The 15,362-nt window shown below is 73.4% G+C and carries 14 protein-coding genes; 5 read left to right on the top strand and 9 right to left on the bottom strand.

The features are described from left to right. Positions 1-15: 15 nt before the first annotated feature. On the bottom strand, positions 16-870 hold the full coding sequence (locus ACFYVJ_RS24115) for a 3-hydroxyacyl-CoA dehydrogenase family protein (RefSeq protein ID WP_388894986.1): 855 nt from the start codon (positions 868-870) through the stop codon (positions 16-18). A 125-nt stretch (positions 871-995) separates the two neighbouring features. After that, positions 996-1,637, bottom strand: coding sequence for a TetR/AcrR family transcriptional regulator (locus tag ACFYVJ_RS24110; RefSeq protein WP_388894983.1), 642 nt, complete (start codon positions 1,635-1,637; stop codon positions 996-998). A 79-nt stretch (positions 1,638-1,716) separates the two neighbouring features. On the opposite strand from ACFYVJ_RS24110, the gene ACFYVJ_RS24105 reads away from it, so the two are divergent. From ACFYVJ_RS24105 to ACFYVJ_RS24095, 3 genes are all read left to right on the top strand, one after another. Then, positions 1,717-2,502, top strand: coding sequence for an ABC transporter ATP-binding protein (locus tag ACFYVJ_RS24105; RefSeq protein WP_388894981.1), 786 nt, complete (start codon positions 1,717-1,719; stop codon positions 2,500-2,502). Positions 2,503-2,604: 102 nt separating this feature from the next. Continuing rightward, on the top strand, positions 2,605-3,360 hold the full coding sequence (locus ACFYVJ_RS24100; RefSeq protein ID WP_388894978.1) for an ABC transporter permease: 756 nt from the start codon (positions 2,605-2,607) through the stop codon (positions 3,358-3,360). A gap of 23 nt (positions 3,361-3,383) precedes the next feature. After that, positions 3,384-3,956: a cob(I)yrinic acid a,c-diamide adenosyltransferase gene (locus ACFYVJ_RS24095; protein ID WP_388894975.1), complete on the top strand. Its 573-nt coding sequence runs from the start codon at positions 3,384-3,386 to the stop codon at positions 3,954-3,956. Here ACFYVJ_RS24095 and ACFYVJ_RS24090 read toward each other — a convergent pair. After that, entirely contained in the window at positions 3,873-4,523 is a 651-nt protein-coding gene (locus ACFYVJ_RS24090) for a hypothetical protein (RefSeq protein ID WP_388894972.1), read from the bottom strand. The two genes, ACFYVJ_RS24095 and ACFYVJ_RS24090, sit on opposite strands and share 84 nt — an antisense overlap. Before the next feature lie 167 nt (positions 4,524-4,690). Here ACFYVJ_RS24090 and ACFYVJ_RS24085 point away from each other — a divergent pair, with 167 nt between their 5' ends. Together ACFYVJ_RS24085 and ACFYVJ_RS24080 are read left to right on the top strand one after the other, a co-directional pair. Next, a complete protein-coding gene (locus tag ACFYVJ_RS24085) occupies positions 4,691-5,965 on the top strand; it encodes a sensor histidine kinase (protein ID WP_388894970.1) in 1,275 nt (424 codons plus the stop codon). After that, positions 5,958-6,623: a response regulator gene (locus tag ACFYVJ_RS24080; protein WP_388894967.1), complete on the top strand. Its 666-nt coding sequence runs from the start codon at positions 5,958-5,960 to the stop codon at positions 6,621-6,623. The genes ACFYVJ_RS24085 and ACFYVJ_RS24080 overlap by 8 nt, the downstream gene beginning before the upstream one ends. A 67-nt stretch (positions 6,624-6,690) precedes the next feature. On the opposite strand, the gene ACFYVJ_RS24075 is transcribed toward ACFYVJ_RS24080, so the two are convergent. From ACFYVJ_RS24075 to scy, 6 genes are all read right to left on the bottom strand, one after another. Next, entirely contained in the window at positions 6,691-7,656 is a 966-nt protein-coding gene (locus tag ACFYVJ_RS24075) for an ABC transporter permease (RefSeq protein WP_388894965.1), read from the bottom strand. Further along, positions 7,653-8,819: an ABC transporter ATP-binding protein gene (locus ACFYVJ_RS24070; protein ID WP_388894962.1), complete on the bottom strand. Its 1,167-nt coding sequence runs from the start codon at positions 8,817-8,819 to the stop codon at positions 7,653-7,655. The genes ACFYVJ_RS24075 and ACFYVJ_RS24070 overlap by 4 nt, the downstream gene beginning before the upstream one ends. A 159-nt stretch (positions 8,820-8,978) precedes the next feature. Beyond that, positions 8,979-9,758, bottom strand: a complete 780-nt coding sequence (locus ACFYVJ_RS24065) for an ABC transporter permease subunit (protein WP_388894960.1) — start codon at positions 9,756-9,758, stop codon at positions 8,979-8,981. Between the two features lie 5 nt (positions 9,759-9,763). Next, positions 9,764-10,771 carry an ABC transporter ATP-binding protein gene (locus ACFYVJ_RS24060; RefSeq protein WP_388894957.1) on the bottom strand — a complete coding sequence of 336 codons (1,008 nt, stop codon included), beginning with the start codon at positions 10,769-10,771 and terminating at the stop codon, positions 9,764-9,766. 145 nt (positions 10,772-10,916) lie between these two features. Next, a complete protein-coding gene (locus ACFYVJ_RS24055) occupies positions 10,917-11,852 on the bottom strand; it encodes a cellulose-binding protein (RefSeq protein WP_388894954.1) in 936 nt (311 codons plus the stop codon). A gap of 103 nt (positions 11,853-11,955) precedes the next feature. After that, positions 11,956-15,330 (bottom strand): polarized growth protein Scy, encoded by a 3,375-nt coding sequence (scy, locus tag ACFYVJ_RS24050; RefSeq protein ID WP_388894951.1) that lies wholly within the window; start codon positions 15,328-15,330, stop codon positions 11,956-11,958. Positions 15,331-15,362 lie beyond the last annotated feature (32 nt).

Genomic DNA, 15,362 nt, shown 5'->3' with positions numbered 1-15,362 from the left:
GCGGACGGCCCGGGGTCAGTGCTCGTAGAAGCCGCGGCCGCTCTTGCGGCCGATGTCGCCGGCGTCGACCATGCGGCGCATCAGCTCCGGCGGCGCGAACTTCTCGTCCTGGGTCTCGGTGTAGATGTTCTCGGCGGCGTGCAGCAGGATGTCGACGCCGGTCAGGTCGGCGGTGGCGAGCGGCCCCATGGCGTGGCCGAAGCCGAGCCGGCAGGCGACGTCGATGTCCTCGGCGGTGGCGACACCCGACTCGTACAGCTTGACGGCCTCGACGACGAGCGCGGTGATCAGCCGCGTGGTCACGAAGCCGGCCACGTCGCGGTTGGCGACGATGCAGGTCTTGCCGGTGGATTCGGCGAAGGCCCGGGCGCGGGCGAGGGTGTCGTCCCTGGTCTTCAGGCCCCGTACCAGCTCGCAGAGCCCCATCATGGGGACCGGCGAGAAGAAGTGCGTGCCGACGACGCGTTCGGGACGGGCGGTCACCGCCGCGATCTTGGTGAGGGGGATCGCGGAGGTGTTGGAGGCGAGCACCGCGTCGTCGCGCACCAGGCCGTCGAGCGTGCGGAAGATGTCCTGCTTGACGTCGAGCCGTTCGAAGACCGCCTCGACCACGATGTCCGCGTCGGCGGCGGCGTCGAGGTCGGTGGTGGTGGTGATCCGGGCGAGCGCCTGCTCGGCGGTGGCCGCGTCCAGCTTGCCCTTCGCGACGAACTTCTCGTACGAGCCCTTGATGCCGTCCGTGCCGCGCGCCAGCGCCTCGTCGGTGAGGTCGCGCAGCACCACGTGCCAGCCGGCCTGGGCGGCGACCTGGGCGATACCGGACCCCATGAGTCCGGCTCCGACGACGGCGAGTTTTCCGGCGGATTCCACGGTGGTTCCCTCGCTATACGGCTCGTTCACGTGCTCTGAAGCGGACACTAGCGCTCCTGGCCCGTTCGCGGAGCGCTTAGAGATGCGCGTCACGTCTCAGATGACGGACATCACACGTGCGAGGCTCAGTCTCCGGCCCTGCGTGCGTAGTTGAGCACCTTTTCGCCCAACAGCTCCTCCATCTCGTCCAGCAGGCCGAGCGCGTCGCGGGAGACGGCCGCCGGGTCGCGGCCGGCGATCATCTCGCGGCGGACGAAGTCGAAGAGCGCGATGCTGACCCAGGAGAGCTGACCCGCGATCAGGTCCGGAAGCCGGTCGTCCGCGGCGGCCCCGGTCTCCTCGCGGAGAGTGGCGGCCAGGTGCAGCACGCCCTCCTGCTGCATCTGCCACAGCCGCGCCTGGAGGGCGTTCGCCTCCTCGACGACGACCAGGAACTTGCCGATGCCCGGGTTGAGTCCGACCCGGCCGGAACCCGCCTCGACGTCGTCGCGCAGCCCGCGCAGCACGGCGTCCGCGGCGGACTCGCCGGGCGCCCGGCCGCGTACCTCGCGGGAGGTGCGCTCCACGAGGCCGCGGCTGCGGTCGAGGAAGAGGTCCTCCTTGGCCGGGAAGTAGTTGTAGACGGTGTTGACCGAGACGTCGGCGGCCTCGGCGACCTCGGCGACCGTGACGGCGTCGAAGCCGCGCTCCAGGAACAGGCCGGTGGCCACGTCGGAGATGTGCTGCCTGGTCTGCCGCTTCTTGCGCTCCCTGAGTCCTTCGGCCATGCCCTCATGGTACCCATGCTGGTGTGAGTGAAAAATTAGAGGCATTGCAAAAATCAAGTGACTCTGTTTTTCTGGGGTCATGCCCATCCTCAGCGCCTCCGGCCTCGCCCGGACCTTCACGACCAAGCAGGGGCCCGTCGAAGCTGTCCGCGGCGTCGACCTGCGCGTCCGGCCCGGCGAGATCGTCGGGCTGCTCGGGCCCAACGGCGCCGGCAAGACCACCACCCTGCAGATGCTCACCACGCTGCTGCCGCCCACCGGCGGCGCCGCCACCGTCGCCGGCCGCGACCTGGTCGCGGACCCCGCGGGCGTGCGCGAGCGGATCGGGTACGTGGCCCAGAGCGGCGGCGTCGACCCGCACGTCTCCGTACGGGAGGAACTGGTCACCCAGGGCCGCCTCTACCGGCTGGCGAAGGCCGAGGCCGCCGCGCGGGCCGCCGGACTCGCCGCCGAACTGGGCCTCGAAGACCTGCTCGACCGGCCCTGCGCGTCGCTCTCCGGCGGCCAGCGGCGCCGGCTCGACCTCGCGCTCGGCCTCGTCCACCGGCCCGAACTCCTCTTCCTGGACGAGCCGACCACGGGGCTCGACCCCGGCAGCCGCGCCGACCTGTGGGACCTGGTGCGCCGGCTGCGCGCCCGGCAGGGCACGACCGTCGTGCTCACCACCCACTACCTCGACGAGGCCGACGCGCTGGCCGACCGGATCGTGGTCGTCGACCACGGCGTCGTCGTCGCGGACGGCGCGCCGCGGGAGCTGAAGGAGCGTCACGCCGGCTCGCCCGATGCCTCGCTGCAGGACGCCTTCCTCGCCCTCACCGGCCGCGGCCCCGCCGCCGGTGCGGACCCCGCCCCGCTCGCCGTCTGACGGCGGCAGCCCGCCCGGCAGACCGAAGCCCGGCAGCCCAAGAGCCCGTCCGCCGGGCTCGCCACGCCCGTTCCGTACGCCCTCAGCCCCCGGGAGACCGCCGTGCACGCCCTCGCCGCCGACACCGCCCTCGTCTTCGGCCGCTACGCCCGCCAGACCCTGCGCTCACGCTTCCAGATGCTCTTCGGCATCCTCATGCCCCTGCTCTACCTCGTCTTCTTCGGCCCGCTGCTGCGCGACCTGCCGCTGTCCGCGGAGGGGAACTCCTGGCAGGTCCTCGTCCCCGGGCTGCTGATGATGCTCGCGCTGCTCGGCGCCTCCTTCGCCGGCTTCGGCGTCATCGTGGAGAAGAACCTCGGCGTGCTGGACCGCATGCGCGCCACCCCCGTCAGCCGGCTCGCCCTGCTGCTCGGCCGGGTGCTGCGGGACGCGCTGCTGCTGCTCTTCCAGTCCGTGCTGCTCGTCGCCGCCGCGGTGGCGATGGGCCTGCGCGCGCCGCTGCCCGGGGTGCTCATCGGGCTGGGGTTCGTCGCGCTGGTCACGATCGCGATGGCCTCGCTGTCGTACGCCTTCGCCCTGCGGGTCCGTACGCCGCAGGAGTTCGGCCCCGCGGTCAACGCGGTCTCGCTGCCGGCGATGCTGCTGTCCGGGCTGATGCTGCCGATGACGCTGGCGCCGGGATGGCTGGACACGCTGTCGCACGCGGTGCCGTTCCGCTACCTCGTCGACGCCGTACGCGCCGCCTTCGTCGGCGAGTACGCGGGCGCCGAGATGCTGCGGGGCGTGCTCGTCGCCGCCGCGTTCGCCGCGGCCGCGGTGACGCTCGGCACACGCGTGTTCCGGGCGGCCGGGGCGTAGCGCCGCGGGCATACGCTGGGCACATGGTCAACCTGACGCGGATCTACACCCGTACCGGAGACAAGGGCACCACCGCCCTCGGCGACATGAGCCGGGTGCCCAAGACCGACACGCGGATCTCCGCGTACGCCGACGCCAACGAGGCCAACGCCGTCATCGGTACCGCCCTCGCCCTCGGCGGGCTGTCCGACGAGGTCGCCCGCGTCCTCACCCGGGTGCAGAACGACCTCTTCGACGTCGGCGCCGACCTCTCCACGCCGGTGCGGCCCGACCCGGAGTTCCCGCCGCTGCGCGTCGAGCAGGAGTACGTCGACCGGCTGGAGGCCGACTGCGACCGCTTCCTCGCCGACCTGGAGAAGCTGCGCAGCTTCATCCTCCCCGGCGGCACCCCCGGCGCGGCGCTGCTGCACCAGGCGTGCACGGTGGTGCGCCGGGCCGAGCGGTCGACGTGGGCCGCCCTGGAGGTGCACGGCGAGACCATGAACCCGCTGACGGCCACGTACCTCAACCGGCTATCGGATCTGCTCTTCATCCTTGCGCGCACCGCCAACAAGGCGGTCGGAGACGTGCTGTGGGTGCCCGGCGGCGAACGCTGACCCGTCCTGGCGGGCCTCCGGCTCCACCGCACCCGCGGGACGCTGCTTGGGGAAGAGCGTGTAACTCAAGGCGATGACCAGGTTGATGCCGATGACGACGAGCATCCGCATCTGCCACGCCCGCAGCGACTCGGTCCCGCCGTCGTCGCCCACGTACCAGATGGCGCCCTGGAGCAGCGCCATCGCGATGCCGCTCGCCAGGATCCAGCGGACGGCGATCGACCACTCGTGCCGCGCCCGCGCCATGCCGTACTTCGGCGGCTTCACCGGCGGCGGCCCGCCCGCGAAGCGGTGCGCGAAGCGGGCGTCGACCCAGCGGATCGTCGTCGGGCCGAGCGCGACGGAGAAGCCGATGTACACCGCGGCGAGACCGTGCTTCCAGTCCGGCTCCGCGCCGTTCTTCAGGTCGATCGCCGTGACGACCAGCAGCACGACCTCCAGCAGCGGCTCGCACAGCAGCACCGCGGCGCCCAGCCGCGGCTTCCTCGCCAGGTACCGCAGCGCGAGCCCCGCCGCGAGCAGCACCCAGAAGGCGACCTCGCAGACGATGATGAGCGTGACGATCACGGTGTGCTCTCCCTTCCCCGTCCTCCCCTCCAGGCTCCCGCCCGGTACGCGCGGGGACGTCGTCGTACGCGACGATCCCGGACTGCATCCTTCGATGTAGCCCCCGCCCGCCCAAAGCCGCCCGCGATACGGAGGCCGCCGGGGCGGCGGCCGTGTTTGATGGGGGAGTGACCAGCTCACGCCCCTCGCTCCGGCCGCACCGCGACGACGTGCTCATCGCGGTCCTCGGCCTGCTCGGCGGGGTGGCGCTGTGGGCGCTCGGGCTGCACACCCAGGGCGGGCGGCCGTTCCACGACTCGCGGCTGACGCTGATCCCGCTCGCCGTCATGGCCGGCGCCGAGCTGCTGCGCCGGAGCCGGCCGATGACCGCGCTGGGCATCGCCGTCGTCGCCGTCGTCGCCGACCAGTTCACCTGGGGCACGCTGGCCACGATCCTGATGTTCACGGACCTGATGTACGCGGCCGTGCTCTACGGCACCGCGACCGCCGCCCGCTGGATCCCGCGGGCCGCCGCCGTGCTCACCGTGGCCTCGACCATCGTCGTGCTGGCCGTCTTCCAGGACCGGGCCGCGATCCTCCTCGGCGTCGCCGTCGGCCTCATCACGCTCGCCCCCGCCACCACCGGCGTCGCCGTACGCACGCACCGGCAGGCCGCCGACGCCGCCCGGCTGCGGGCGCAGCAGACGGCGCTGCTCGCGGAGCTGGACCGGCGCGAGGCCATCGGCGCCGAGCGCGCCCGGATGGCCCGCGAGCTGCACGACATGGTGGCCAACCACCTCTCCGCCATCGCCATCCACGCCACCGCCGCCCAGTCCATCGACGACCGGACGGCGTCCCGGGAGGCGCTGTCCGTCATCCGCGAGAACAGCGTGCAGGGGCTCGCGGAGATGCGCCGCCTCATCGGCCTGCTGCGCGCCGCCTCCGACGCCGCCGACGGCGCGGAGGCCGAGCCGGCGGCGGCCCCGACGCTGGCCGGGCTGGCCGCGCTGGTGGAGCAGGCCCGCGTCAACGGGGCGGCCAGCGGCCTGGACTTCGCCCTCGACGACGCCCGTGCGCCGGGCGCGCCGCTGCCCGCGCCGGTGGAGCTGGCCGCGTACCGCATCGTGCAGGAATCGCTGACGAACGCGCTCAAGCACGCCGCCCCCGGTGAGGTACGCGTCGCGCTCGCCGGGCCCGAGCCGCTGACGGTGGCGGTGACCAGCCCGCTGGGCGACGGACGGCAGCAGGACGGGCGGCCGGGCGCCGGGCCCGTGCCGCGGGCGCCCGGCTCGGGCGCCGGGCTGATCGGGATGGAGGAACGCGTGGCCCTGCTGGGCGGCTCGTTCACCGCGGGACCCGAGGACGCCGGCGCCGGACCCGCCGCCGGAAAGCGGTGGGCCGTCCGGGCCGGGCTGCCCACCGTCGAGGACACCGCCGCACCGCAACGGAGGACACATGGCTGACGCCGCCCCGCCCGTCCGGATCCTCGTCGCCGAGGACCAGCAGGCCGTACGCGCCGGGCTCGTGCTCATCCTGCGCTCCGCCGCGGGCCTCAGCGTCGTCGGCGAGGCCGCCGACGGCGAGGAGGCCGTGCGGCTGGCCCGCGAACTGCGGCCGGACGTGGTGCTGATGGACATCCAGATGCCCAAGCTCGACGGGGTGGCGGCGACCCGGCGGATCAGCGCCGAGGAGCTGGCGGACGTGCTGGTGCTGACGACGTTCGACCTCGACGAGTACGTCTTCGGCGCGCTGCGCGCCGGCGCCGCCGGGTTCCTGCTGAAGAACACCGAGGCGGACGCCCTGGTGGAGGCGGTACGCACCGTCGCCCGCGGCGAGGGCCTGATCGCCCCGGCGGTGACCCGGCGGCTGATCGCCGAGTTCGCGGGCGGCCGGCGGGCGCCGTCGCCCGACGGCCCCGACCCGGCGGTGCTCGACACCCTCACGCGACGCGAGCGGGAGGTGCTGGCCTGCCTGGGGCAGGGCATGTCCAACGCGGATGTCGCGGCCCGGCTCGACATGGCGGAGGCCACGGTGAAGACCCACGTCAGCCGGCTGCTGGCGAAGCTGGGGCTGCGCAGCCGGGTGCAGGCGGCGGTGCTGGCGCAGGAGCTGGGCGTCTGAGCGGCCGGGGGCGGAGTCCGTACGGCCGTGTCCCGTACGGTCTCCGCCCCCGGCCCTGCGCGCGCGGTTAGACGTCCCGCTTCGACAGCAGCGCGAACGCCAGCAGGAGCATCCCGCCGGTGACGGCGGCCAGCAGGCCGAGGAGCCCCCAGCCGCCGATGCTCCCGTCGTCGAAGAACGGGATGCCGAAGAGCGAGGCCAGACCGCTGAGCGGGGAGTACTCGATCAGCTTGCGCTGGACGTCGCGCAGGCTCTCCGCCTGCATGAACAGGGCGATGATCAGCGGCAGCAGGATGAAGCCGACCATCGTGGTGATGGCGCCCGCGGAGTGCCGCAGGATCGCGCCCATGGCCAGCGCGAGCAGGCCCAGCAGCGACACGTACAGCGCCGCGCCCACGGTGGCGTCGAACCACTGGCTGCCGGTGGCGATCAGCTCGCCGCTGTCGGAGACCGAGTCCTTGAAGGTCGAGCTGTCGAGCTCGTACTCCGGCACGGTCTGGCCGCCGAGGACCGCCGAGTGGACCAGCGCGGTGATCGCGCATGCCGCGGTGGTCAGCACGAAGGCCAGCACGAAGAAGACCACGGCCTTGGCCGCCAGCACCCGCCAGCGCTGGGGCGAGGCGGTGAGCGTGGTACGGATCATGCCGGTGCCGTACTCGGAGGTGATCACCAGCACGCCGAGCGTGACGATGCAGATCTGGCCGAGCATCAGGCCGAAGAGGCCGCCGGAGAGCAGCGGGGCACCCACCCAGTCGTCGCTGCTCATCGCCAGCGCGATGAGGAAGCCGACGCCGACGACGAGCAGGAGCATCACGCCCAGCGTCCACATGGTGGAGCGCACCGAGCGGATCTTGGTCCACTCGGAGGCGAAGGCGTGGCCCAGGTGCGTCTTGACGATGGGGATCGGCGAGGAGTAGCCGCCGCCAGGGGGCGGGCCGGCCGGCGGCGCGGCGCCGGGGACGGGGCCGGGAGCGGCGCCGGGCGCCGGGGGCGCGCCGGGGGCGGGGGCGGAGGGCTGCGGCGGGTAGCTCATCGGGGGGTCTCACCTTCGCGCGGGGCGGGAGCGGCGGCGCCGGCCGGGCCCTGCGGGGCGGCCGGGGGTGGCGGCGGGGCGTACCCCTGCGGCGGGGGCGGGGCATAGCCGGGCGGCGGCATCCCGGGGCCGCCCTGCGGCATCCCGGGAGCGCCCATGGGCGGCGCGTAGCCGGGGCCGCCAGGGGGCGCGTACCCCTGCGGGGGCAGCGGGCCCGCCGGCTGCTGCAGGCCGGCGCGGTGGTCGGCGGTGGAGCGGAAGTCCACGGCGCCCTGCGTCATCCGCATGTACGCCTCCTCCAGCGACGCCTCGTGCGGGGACAGCTCCCACAACTGGATCCGCGCGTCGTGCGCCAGGTCGCTGATCCGCGGCAGCGGCATCCCGCCCACGCGCAGCGCCCCGTCGTCCTCCTGCTGCACGTGCGCGCCCTCCCCGGTGAGCAGGGCGGTCAGCTTCTCCCGCAGGCCCTGCTCCCGGTCGGGCACGCGGACCCGGGCGAAGCTCGCCGAGTGCGTGTTGATGAAGTCCCGCACGCTCATGTCGGCCATGAGCTGGCCGCGGCCGATGACGATGAGGTGGTCCGCGGTCAGCGCCATCTCGCTCATCAGGTGGCTGGAGACGAAGATGGTGCGGCCCTCGCTCGCCAGCCGCTTCATCAGGTTGCGGATCCACAGGATGCCCTCGGGGTCGAGGCCGTTGACCGGCTCGTCGAAGAGGAGGATCTGCGGGTCGCCGAGGAGCGCGCCGGCGATGCCGAGGCGCTGGCCCATGCCGAGCGAGAAGCCCTTGGAGCGGCGCCCCGCCACCTCGCGCAGCCCGACCACGTCAAGCACCTCGTCGACGCGGCGCTGCGGGATGCCGGAGAGCTGGGCGACGCAGCGCAGGTGGTTGCGGGCGCTGCGGCCGCCGTGCACCGCCTTGGCGTCGAGCAGGGCGCCGACCTGGCGGGGGGCGTTGGGCAGCTTGCGGTACGGGTACCCGCCCACGGTGACGCTGCCGCTGCTCGGTTCGTCGAGCCCGAGGATCATGCGCATCGTCGTCGACTTGCCCGCCCCGTTGGGGCCCACGAAGCCGGTGATGACACCCGGTTTGACGGTGAAGGAAAGGTTGTAGACGGCGGTCTTCCCGCCGTAGGTCTTCGTCAGACCCTGTGCTTCGATCATGTGGCCCCCTGCGTCGGACACGGGGGCGCACGCGACTTCCCGTCCCCCTTCAGGCTAAGAGGCTATCGGGACGCCTCCGGTTCCCGGCGGGCAGGCCGCCGGGCTGCCGGAAGAGGCACCTGGGGAGCGGCGAGGGGGGACGGGGCGACGGGCGAGGGGTCAGGCGTCGCGCTTCTTCAGCACGACGTACCCGCCGATCAGCGCCGCCGCCGTCCACGCGCACATGATGGCGAAGCCGCCCCACGGCCCGTACGGCGTCTCGTCGCTGTTCAGCGCGCCGGGCACCACCTGCATGATCCGCGACCCCGCCTGGTCCGGCAGGTAGCGCGCGACGTCCCTGGTGGCCGGGACGCCCGCCAGGATCGAGGAGATCAGGAAGAAGAACGCCATCAGCAGGCCGAGCGAGAGCACCGTGCTGCGCAGCATCGCGGCGACGCCCATGGAGAACATCGCGATCACGCCCATGTACAGGCCGGCGCCGATGACGGCCCGCAGCACGTGCTCGTCGCCGATCGACGCCTTGTGGTCGCCGAGCAGCGACTGGCCGAGGAAGAACGTGACGAAGCTGGTGAGCAGCCCGACGGCCAGGGCGAGGGCGGTGGCGACGGCGATCTTCGAGACGTAGAACGTGGCCCGCTGCGGCACCGCGGCCAGCGAGGTCTTGATCATGCCGGAGCTGTACTCGGTGCTGATCACGAGGACGCCGAAGACGACCATGGCGAGCTGGCCGAGCATCATGCCGAAGAAGCTCACCAGGGTCGGGTCGAAGGTGAGCCGCTCGGCCTCGGAGAGGTCGTCGAACGTCGCGTTCATGACGCCGGACAGGAGCGCGCCCACCGCGGCGGTCAGGACCAGCGCGGCGGCCAGCGTCCACATCGTGGAGCTGACCGAACGGATCTTGGTCCACTCCGACTTGAGCACTGCCGAGGGTGCTGCCATGGCCGTCAGTCTCCCTTGCCCCACTGCGGACCCGGTGCCGGCGGCGCGTTCGGCGCGGGCGGCGCCGGAGGCGCGGCTCCGGCCGCCGCGGCGTTCGGGTCGCTCAGATCGTGCGCGTGGTACTCGACCGCCTGGGCGGTCATCTGCATGAACGCCTCCTCCAGGGATGCCTGTTGCGGGCTCAGCTCGTGCAGCGTCACGCGGTGCTGCGCGGCCAGTTCGCCGACCGGCTCGGCCATGTCGGCGCCCTCGACCTCGAACGCGCCGTCCTGGTGCAGGCTCACGGACATGCCCGCGGCGCTCGCGGCGTCCCTGAACTGCTCGGGCTGCGGGGTGCGCACACGCACGTAGGAACGCGAGTTCTCCCGGATGAAGCCGGCCATCGAGGTGTCGGCGAGCAGCTTGCCCTGGCCGATGACGACGAGGTGGTCGGCGGTGAGCGCCATCTCGCTCATCAGGTGGCTGGAGACGAAGACCGTGCGGCCCTGGGCGGCCAGGCTCTTCATCAGGTTGCGGATCCAGTGGATGCCCTCGGGGTCGAGTCCGTTGACCGGCTCGTCGAACATCAGGATCTCGGGGTCGCCCAGCAGCGCGTACGCGATGCCGAGGCGCTGGCCCATGCCGAGCGAGAAGCCCTTGGACTTCTTCTTCGCCACCGCGGTCAGGCCGACGGTCTCCAGCACCTCGCTCACCCGGGCGTCGGGGATGCGGTTGCTCTGGGCCAGGCACAGCAGGTTGTTGTACGCGCTGCGGCCGCCGTGCATGTTCTTCGCGTCCAGCAGGGCGCCGATGTACTTCAGCGGCTCCTGGAGCTCGCGGTAGTGCTTGCCGTCGATGCGCACGGAACCGGACGTGGGGTTGTCGAGGTCGAGCATCATGCGCATCGTCGTCGACTTGCCGGCGCCGTTCGGACCAAGGAATCCGGTGATCATTCCGGGCCGCACCTGGAAGGTCAGGTGGTCGACGGCGAGCTTGTCGCCGTACCGCTTGGTCAGCCCCTCCAGTTCGATCATGCGCTAACCCTAGGCGGCGAGGTCATCGAACGCATCTCCTGGGAGCAATCGACACAACCGGATTGGCGCCCTCCGCTTGCGGGGCGGAGGGCGCCGGACGGGTACCGCACGGCCGGGCGGGGTGAGCCGCCCGGCCGCACCGGACTCAGCGGGACTGCTGGGCGGGCACGCCCGGCTTGTCCTCGACCTCGTCGACGCCCGTCTGGGCGGCGACCTGCGCGCCGGTCAGCGTCGCCAGCATCTCGCGGACGTTGGTGAGCTGGGCGTTGATGCTGTCGCGGCGGTTGGTGAGCGCCGCCAGCTCGCGCTCGGACTCGCTGCGGATCCGCTCGGCCTTGGCGTTCGCGTCCGCCACGATGTCCTCGGACTGGCGCTGCGCCGTCTCGACCGTCTGCCGCGCGCGACGCTCGGCGTCGGTACGCAGCTTCTCGGCCTCCAGGCGGAGCTGCTCGGCGCGGTGCTCGATCTCCGCGAGCCGCTTCTCGGCCTTGGCCTGGCGGGAGGCGAGGTCGCGCTCGGACTGCTCCCGGCGCTTGGCGAGGTTGGTCTCGAAGTCCGCGGCGGCCTGGGCGGCCTTGGCGCGGGTCTCCTCGAAGAGGGTGTCCGCCTCCTCGCGCTTCGACTGCGCGTCCTTCTGCGCCTCGGCACGCAGCCCGCTGGCCTCGCCCTTCGCCTTCTCGACGATCCGCGCGCCCTCGTCCTCGGCCTTCGCCTTGCGGTCGGCGGCGAACGACTCGGCGTCGTTGCGCACCTGCTGCGCGGCCGACTCGGCCAGCTCGCGGTGCTGGTCGGCGGCGCGGCGGGCCTCCTCGCGCAGGTCCTTGGCCTCTTCCTCGGCGAGCCGCAGGATCTTCTCCACCCGGGCACCGAGGCCGGCGTACGACGGCTCGGTGTCGGCGATCTGCGCCTGCGCGTTCTGCGTCTCGAGGTGCAGCTCCTCGATCCGCTTCTCAAGGGAGGTGATGCGCGAGAGGGCACTGTCGCGGTCGGCTACGAGCTTGGTGATCCGCTCGTCCACCTGTTCGCGGTCGTATCCGCGCCTTGCGAACTCGAAACCGAAGGGGTTGGCAGTGTCGCTCATGGGGTTCCTGTCGAAAGAGACCGAGTGAGGTGATAAGGGGAATCCTAGGGGTGCTGACGGCGTGTCACAGTGTCAATCCAGGTTTGATCTGGAGAATGTCCGCTCAATCGAGTGGTCTGCCACCGGGCTGTTTGCCCCCCGACCGGGCCGCGGCGGCGGCGGGGGCCTTCCCGCCGCCGTCCTTCCCCTTGCTGACCTGGCTGTTCTTGCCATCCTTGGCGTCCTTGCCGTTCGCCCCCGCGGTGCCGGGGCTCTCGAAGGACTCCAGGGCTTCGAGGACGTCCTGCACGCGGGAGATCTCCGCGTTGATGTCCTCGCGTCTGCGGGTGATCAACTCCAGTTCGCGGCGGCCCTCGTCGACCATCCGCTTGGCCTCCGCGCGCGCCTCGGCCTTCGTCCGCTCGGCCGCGTCGAACGCCTCGGCCTGCTTCTGCTCGGCCTCGTTGAGGAGCCCCTCCGCCTTCTTCACCGCGGCGATACGGACCTTGCCGGCCTCGCCCTTGGCGTCGGTGAGCATCTGCTGGGCGCGCGTCTCGGCCGCGTTGAGCTGCTCGTGAGCTGCGGCGACGAGCTTGTCGACGCGCTCGCCCGCGGCCTTGGTGGCCTCCGCGGCCTCGCGCCGGGCGCGGTCGTGCAGTGCGTCGGTCTCGGCCTCCGTGCGGGTGCGCAACTCCTCGGCGCGCTCGCGGATCGCGTGCGAGTCCCGGCGGGCCTCCTCAAGCATCCGGTCGGCGTCGGCGCGGGCCTTCTCCACCAGACCGCTCGCCTCCGAACTGGCGTCGCGCACCAGCCGATCGGATTCCTTGCGGGCGGCGGCGACCATCACGTCGGCCTGCTCCTCGGCCGCCGCGGTGGCCCGGGTGGCCTCCTCGTGCGCCTTCTCGACCAGCTTGTCGGCCTGCTCCGCGGCCTCCGTACGGCGCTTCGCGGCATCGCCGCGGGACTCGTCCCGGACCCGCTCGGCCTCGGTACGCAGGCGTTCGGCCTCTGCTAGCGCGTCGTTGACGGTCGATTCCGCCAACTCCTTGGCGGCGTCCGTCTCTTCCTTGGTCTCGCGCCGCAGCGTGGCCGCGGCGTGCTCCGCGGCCGACCGCAGCCCCGCGATCTCCTCGTCGGCCTGCGCCCGCAGCTCGCTGACCGAGTCCCGCACCTGCTGGGCGGTCTGCTCGGCCGCGGTCACCAGCTCGCGCGCCCGGCGCTCCGACTCCTCGGTGACCCGGGCGGCTTCCGCCTGCGCCTCCTCGACCCGCTTGCGCGCCGAGGCCAGCAACTCCTCGGCCTGCCGGGTGGCTTGCGTACGCTCGCGCTCCGCCTCGCCGCGGGCGGCGGTGAGCATCTCCTCCGCCTCGCGCCGCCGGCGCGCGGCCTCCTCCTGCGCGGCGGTCAGCGCCTCCTGCGCCTCCGCCGCCAGCCGCTCGGCGGCGGCGGACGCCTCGGAGCGGATCCGGTCGGCCGCCTCCTGGGCCTCGCGGCGCAGCCGCTCGGACTCGCCGGTGGCGTCCTCGTGCAGCCGGTGGGCGGCGGCCTCGGCCTCGGCGCGGGTCGTGGCCGTCTCGGCGGCGGCCTCCTCGCGCATCCGGGTCGCCTCGGCCTGCGCCTGCTGCTGGAGCGTACGCAGCCGCTCCGCCGCCTCCGCGCGCAGCCGCTCGGTCTCCTCCGCGGCCTCCCGGCGGATCCGCTCCGCCTCGCCGCGGGCCGCGGCCAGCGCCTCGTCGGCGGCCGTGACCCGGGCGGCCGCCTCCTGCTGGAGCCGGTCCAGCTCCGTCTGCACCTCGGCCCGGCGGGCGGTGACGGCCTCGTCGGCCTCGGTACGGGTCTTGCGCGCGGCCTCCGCCGCCGCCTCGGTGATCTTCGCGGCCTGCGCCTCGCCCTCGGCGCGCAGCTCGTCGGCCTCGGTACGGGCCTTGGCCAGCGCCTCCTCGGCCCGCTCGCGCAGCGTCGCGGCCCGCTCCGCGGCCTCGCCGCGTACCCGCTCGCCCTCGGCCGTGGCGGACTCGCGCAGCTCCTCCGCGTCCGTGCCGGCCTTCGCGAGCAGCTCCTCGGCGGACTTCGCCGCCTCCTCGATCTGCGCGACCGCGTCCCTGCGGGCCTCGCCGCGGATCCGCTCGCCCTCGGCGGTGGCCTCCGCGCGCAACGCCTCGGCCTCGTCCCGCAGCCGCCGGGCCTCGCCCTGCAGCTCGACCGTCTTGGCCCGGAACTCCTCGGTGTCGTCCTTGGCCGCGCCCTTGAGCTGCTCGGCCGCCGCCGCGGCCTCGTCCCGCAGCCGCTCGGCCTCGGCCTCCGCCTCCCGGCGGATCCGGTCGGCCTCCTCGCCGGCGGCCGTGGTGGTGTCCTCGGCCTGCCTGGACGCCTTGTTGAGCACGTCCTCGGCGGTCTTGGCGGCCTTGGCGATGGCGTTCGCGCTGTCCTCGGCGGAGCGCGTACGTGCCGTCTCCTCGGCCTCCGCGATCAGCGCCTCGGCCTGGGTACGGGCGTCGGCCCGCACCTGCTCGGCCTCCCCCTTGATCGCCTCGGCCTCCTTGGTGGCCTCGCCGACCAGCCGCGCGATCTCGTTGCGCGTGGTGCGCATCCGCTGGTCCGCGCCGGCCTCGGTCTCGGCGATCTTCTTGGTCGCCGCCTCCTCGGCCTGCGCCACCAGCCGGTCCGCCTCGGTGCGCGCGGAGCGCAGCGAGGTCTCGGCCTCCGCCAGCTTCTCCTCGGCCCGGCGCTGCGCGTCCGTCGCCTCCCGGCGAGCCTCCTCCGCCTCCCCGGCCGAGGAACTGCGCAACTGCTCGGCGTGGGTGGTGGCCTCCTGGGCCTGGGTGGACGCGGCGTTCAGCAGCCGCTCGGCGTCGGCGCGGGCGCGCCGCAGCAGATCGTCGGCCTCCGCCCGGGCGGCCTCCGCCTCGCTGCCGACCCGCTGGCGGGTCTGCTCGGACTGGCGCTGCGCCTCGGCCCGGGCGGCGGCGACGAGCCGGTCCGCCTCGGTCCTGGTCTCGTCCATGAGCCGGCGGGCCTGCGCCTCGGTACGGGAGCGCAACTGCTCGGCCCACGACACGTTCTCGTTGACGTGGGTCTCGACGGTGGTGCGGCGCTCCGCCAGCTCCTCGTCCAGCCGCTGCCGCCGGGCGATCGCCTCGGCGTGCAGGTCGGCCTCCATCCGGGCCTGGCGCTCGGCGTGCTCCTGGAGCAGCCGCTGCGCCTGGGCGCGGGCCTCGCGCAGCTCGCGCTCGACGTCGGCGCGCAACTGGTCCGCCTGGGCCTGGGCGTTGCGCAGCAACTGCTCGGCCTGGTGCGAGGCGCTGTCGAAGGAGGTGCGGGCGCCGAGTCCGCGGCGCGCCTCGTGCAGCTTGGCGCGCAATACCTCGACCTGATAGCCGAGGTCCTCGGCGTGCTGGACGGCCTTCTCCCGCTCCTTCTTCAGCCGCTCGATCTCGGCCTCGAACTGCGAGAGCCCGTCCATCACGGCGTCAGGCTCGTAGCGGTCGTAGCCCCGCACTGCGCGGTCCCATCCGTCCCCGGGTCGTTTCT

Source organism: Streptomyces sp. NPDC004134 (genome assembly GCF_042874195.1).
Taxonomy (GTDB): domain Bacteria; phylum Actinomycetota; class Actinomycetes; order Streptomycetales; family Streptomycetaceae; genus Streptomyces.
Note: the sequence above shows the minus strand (reverse complement) of the source record. Positions and strands in the feature narration are given on the sequence as shown.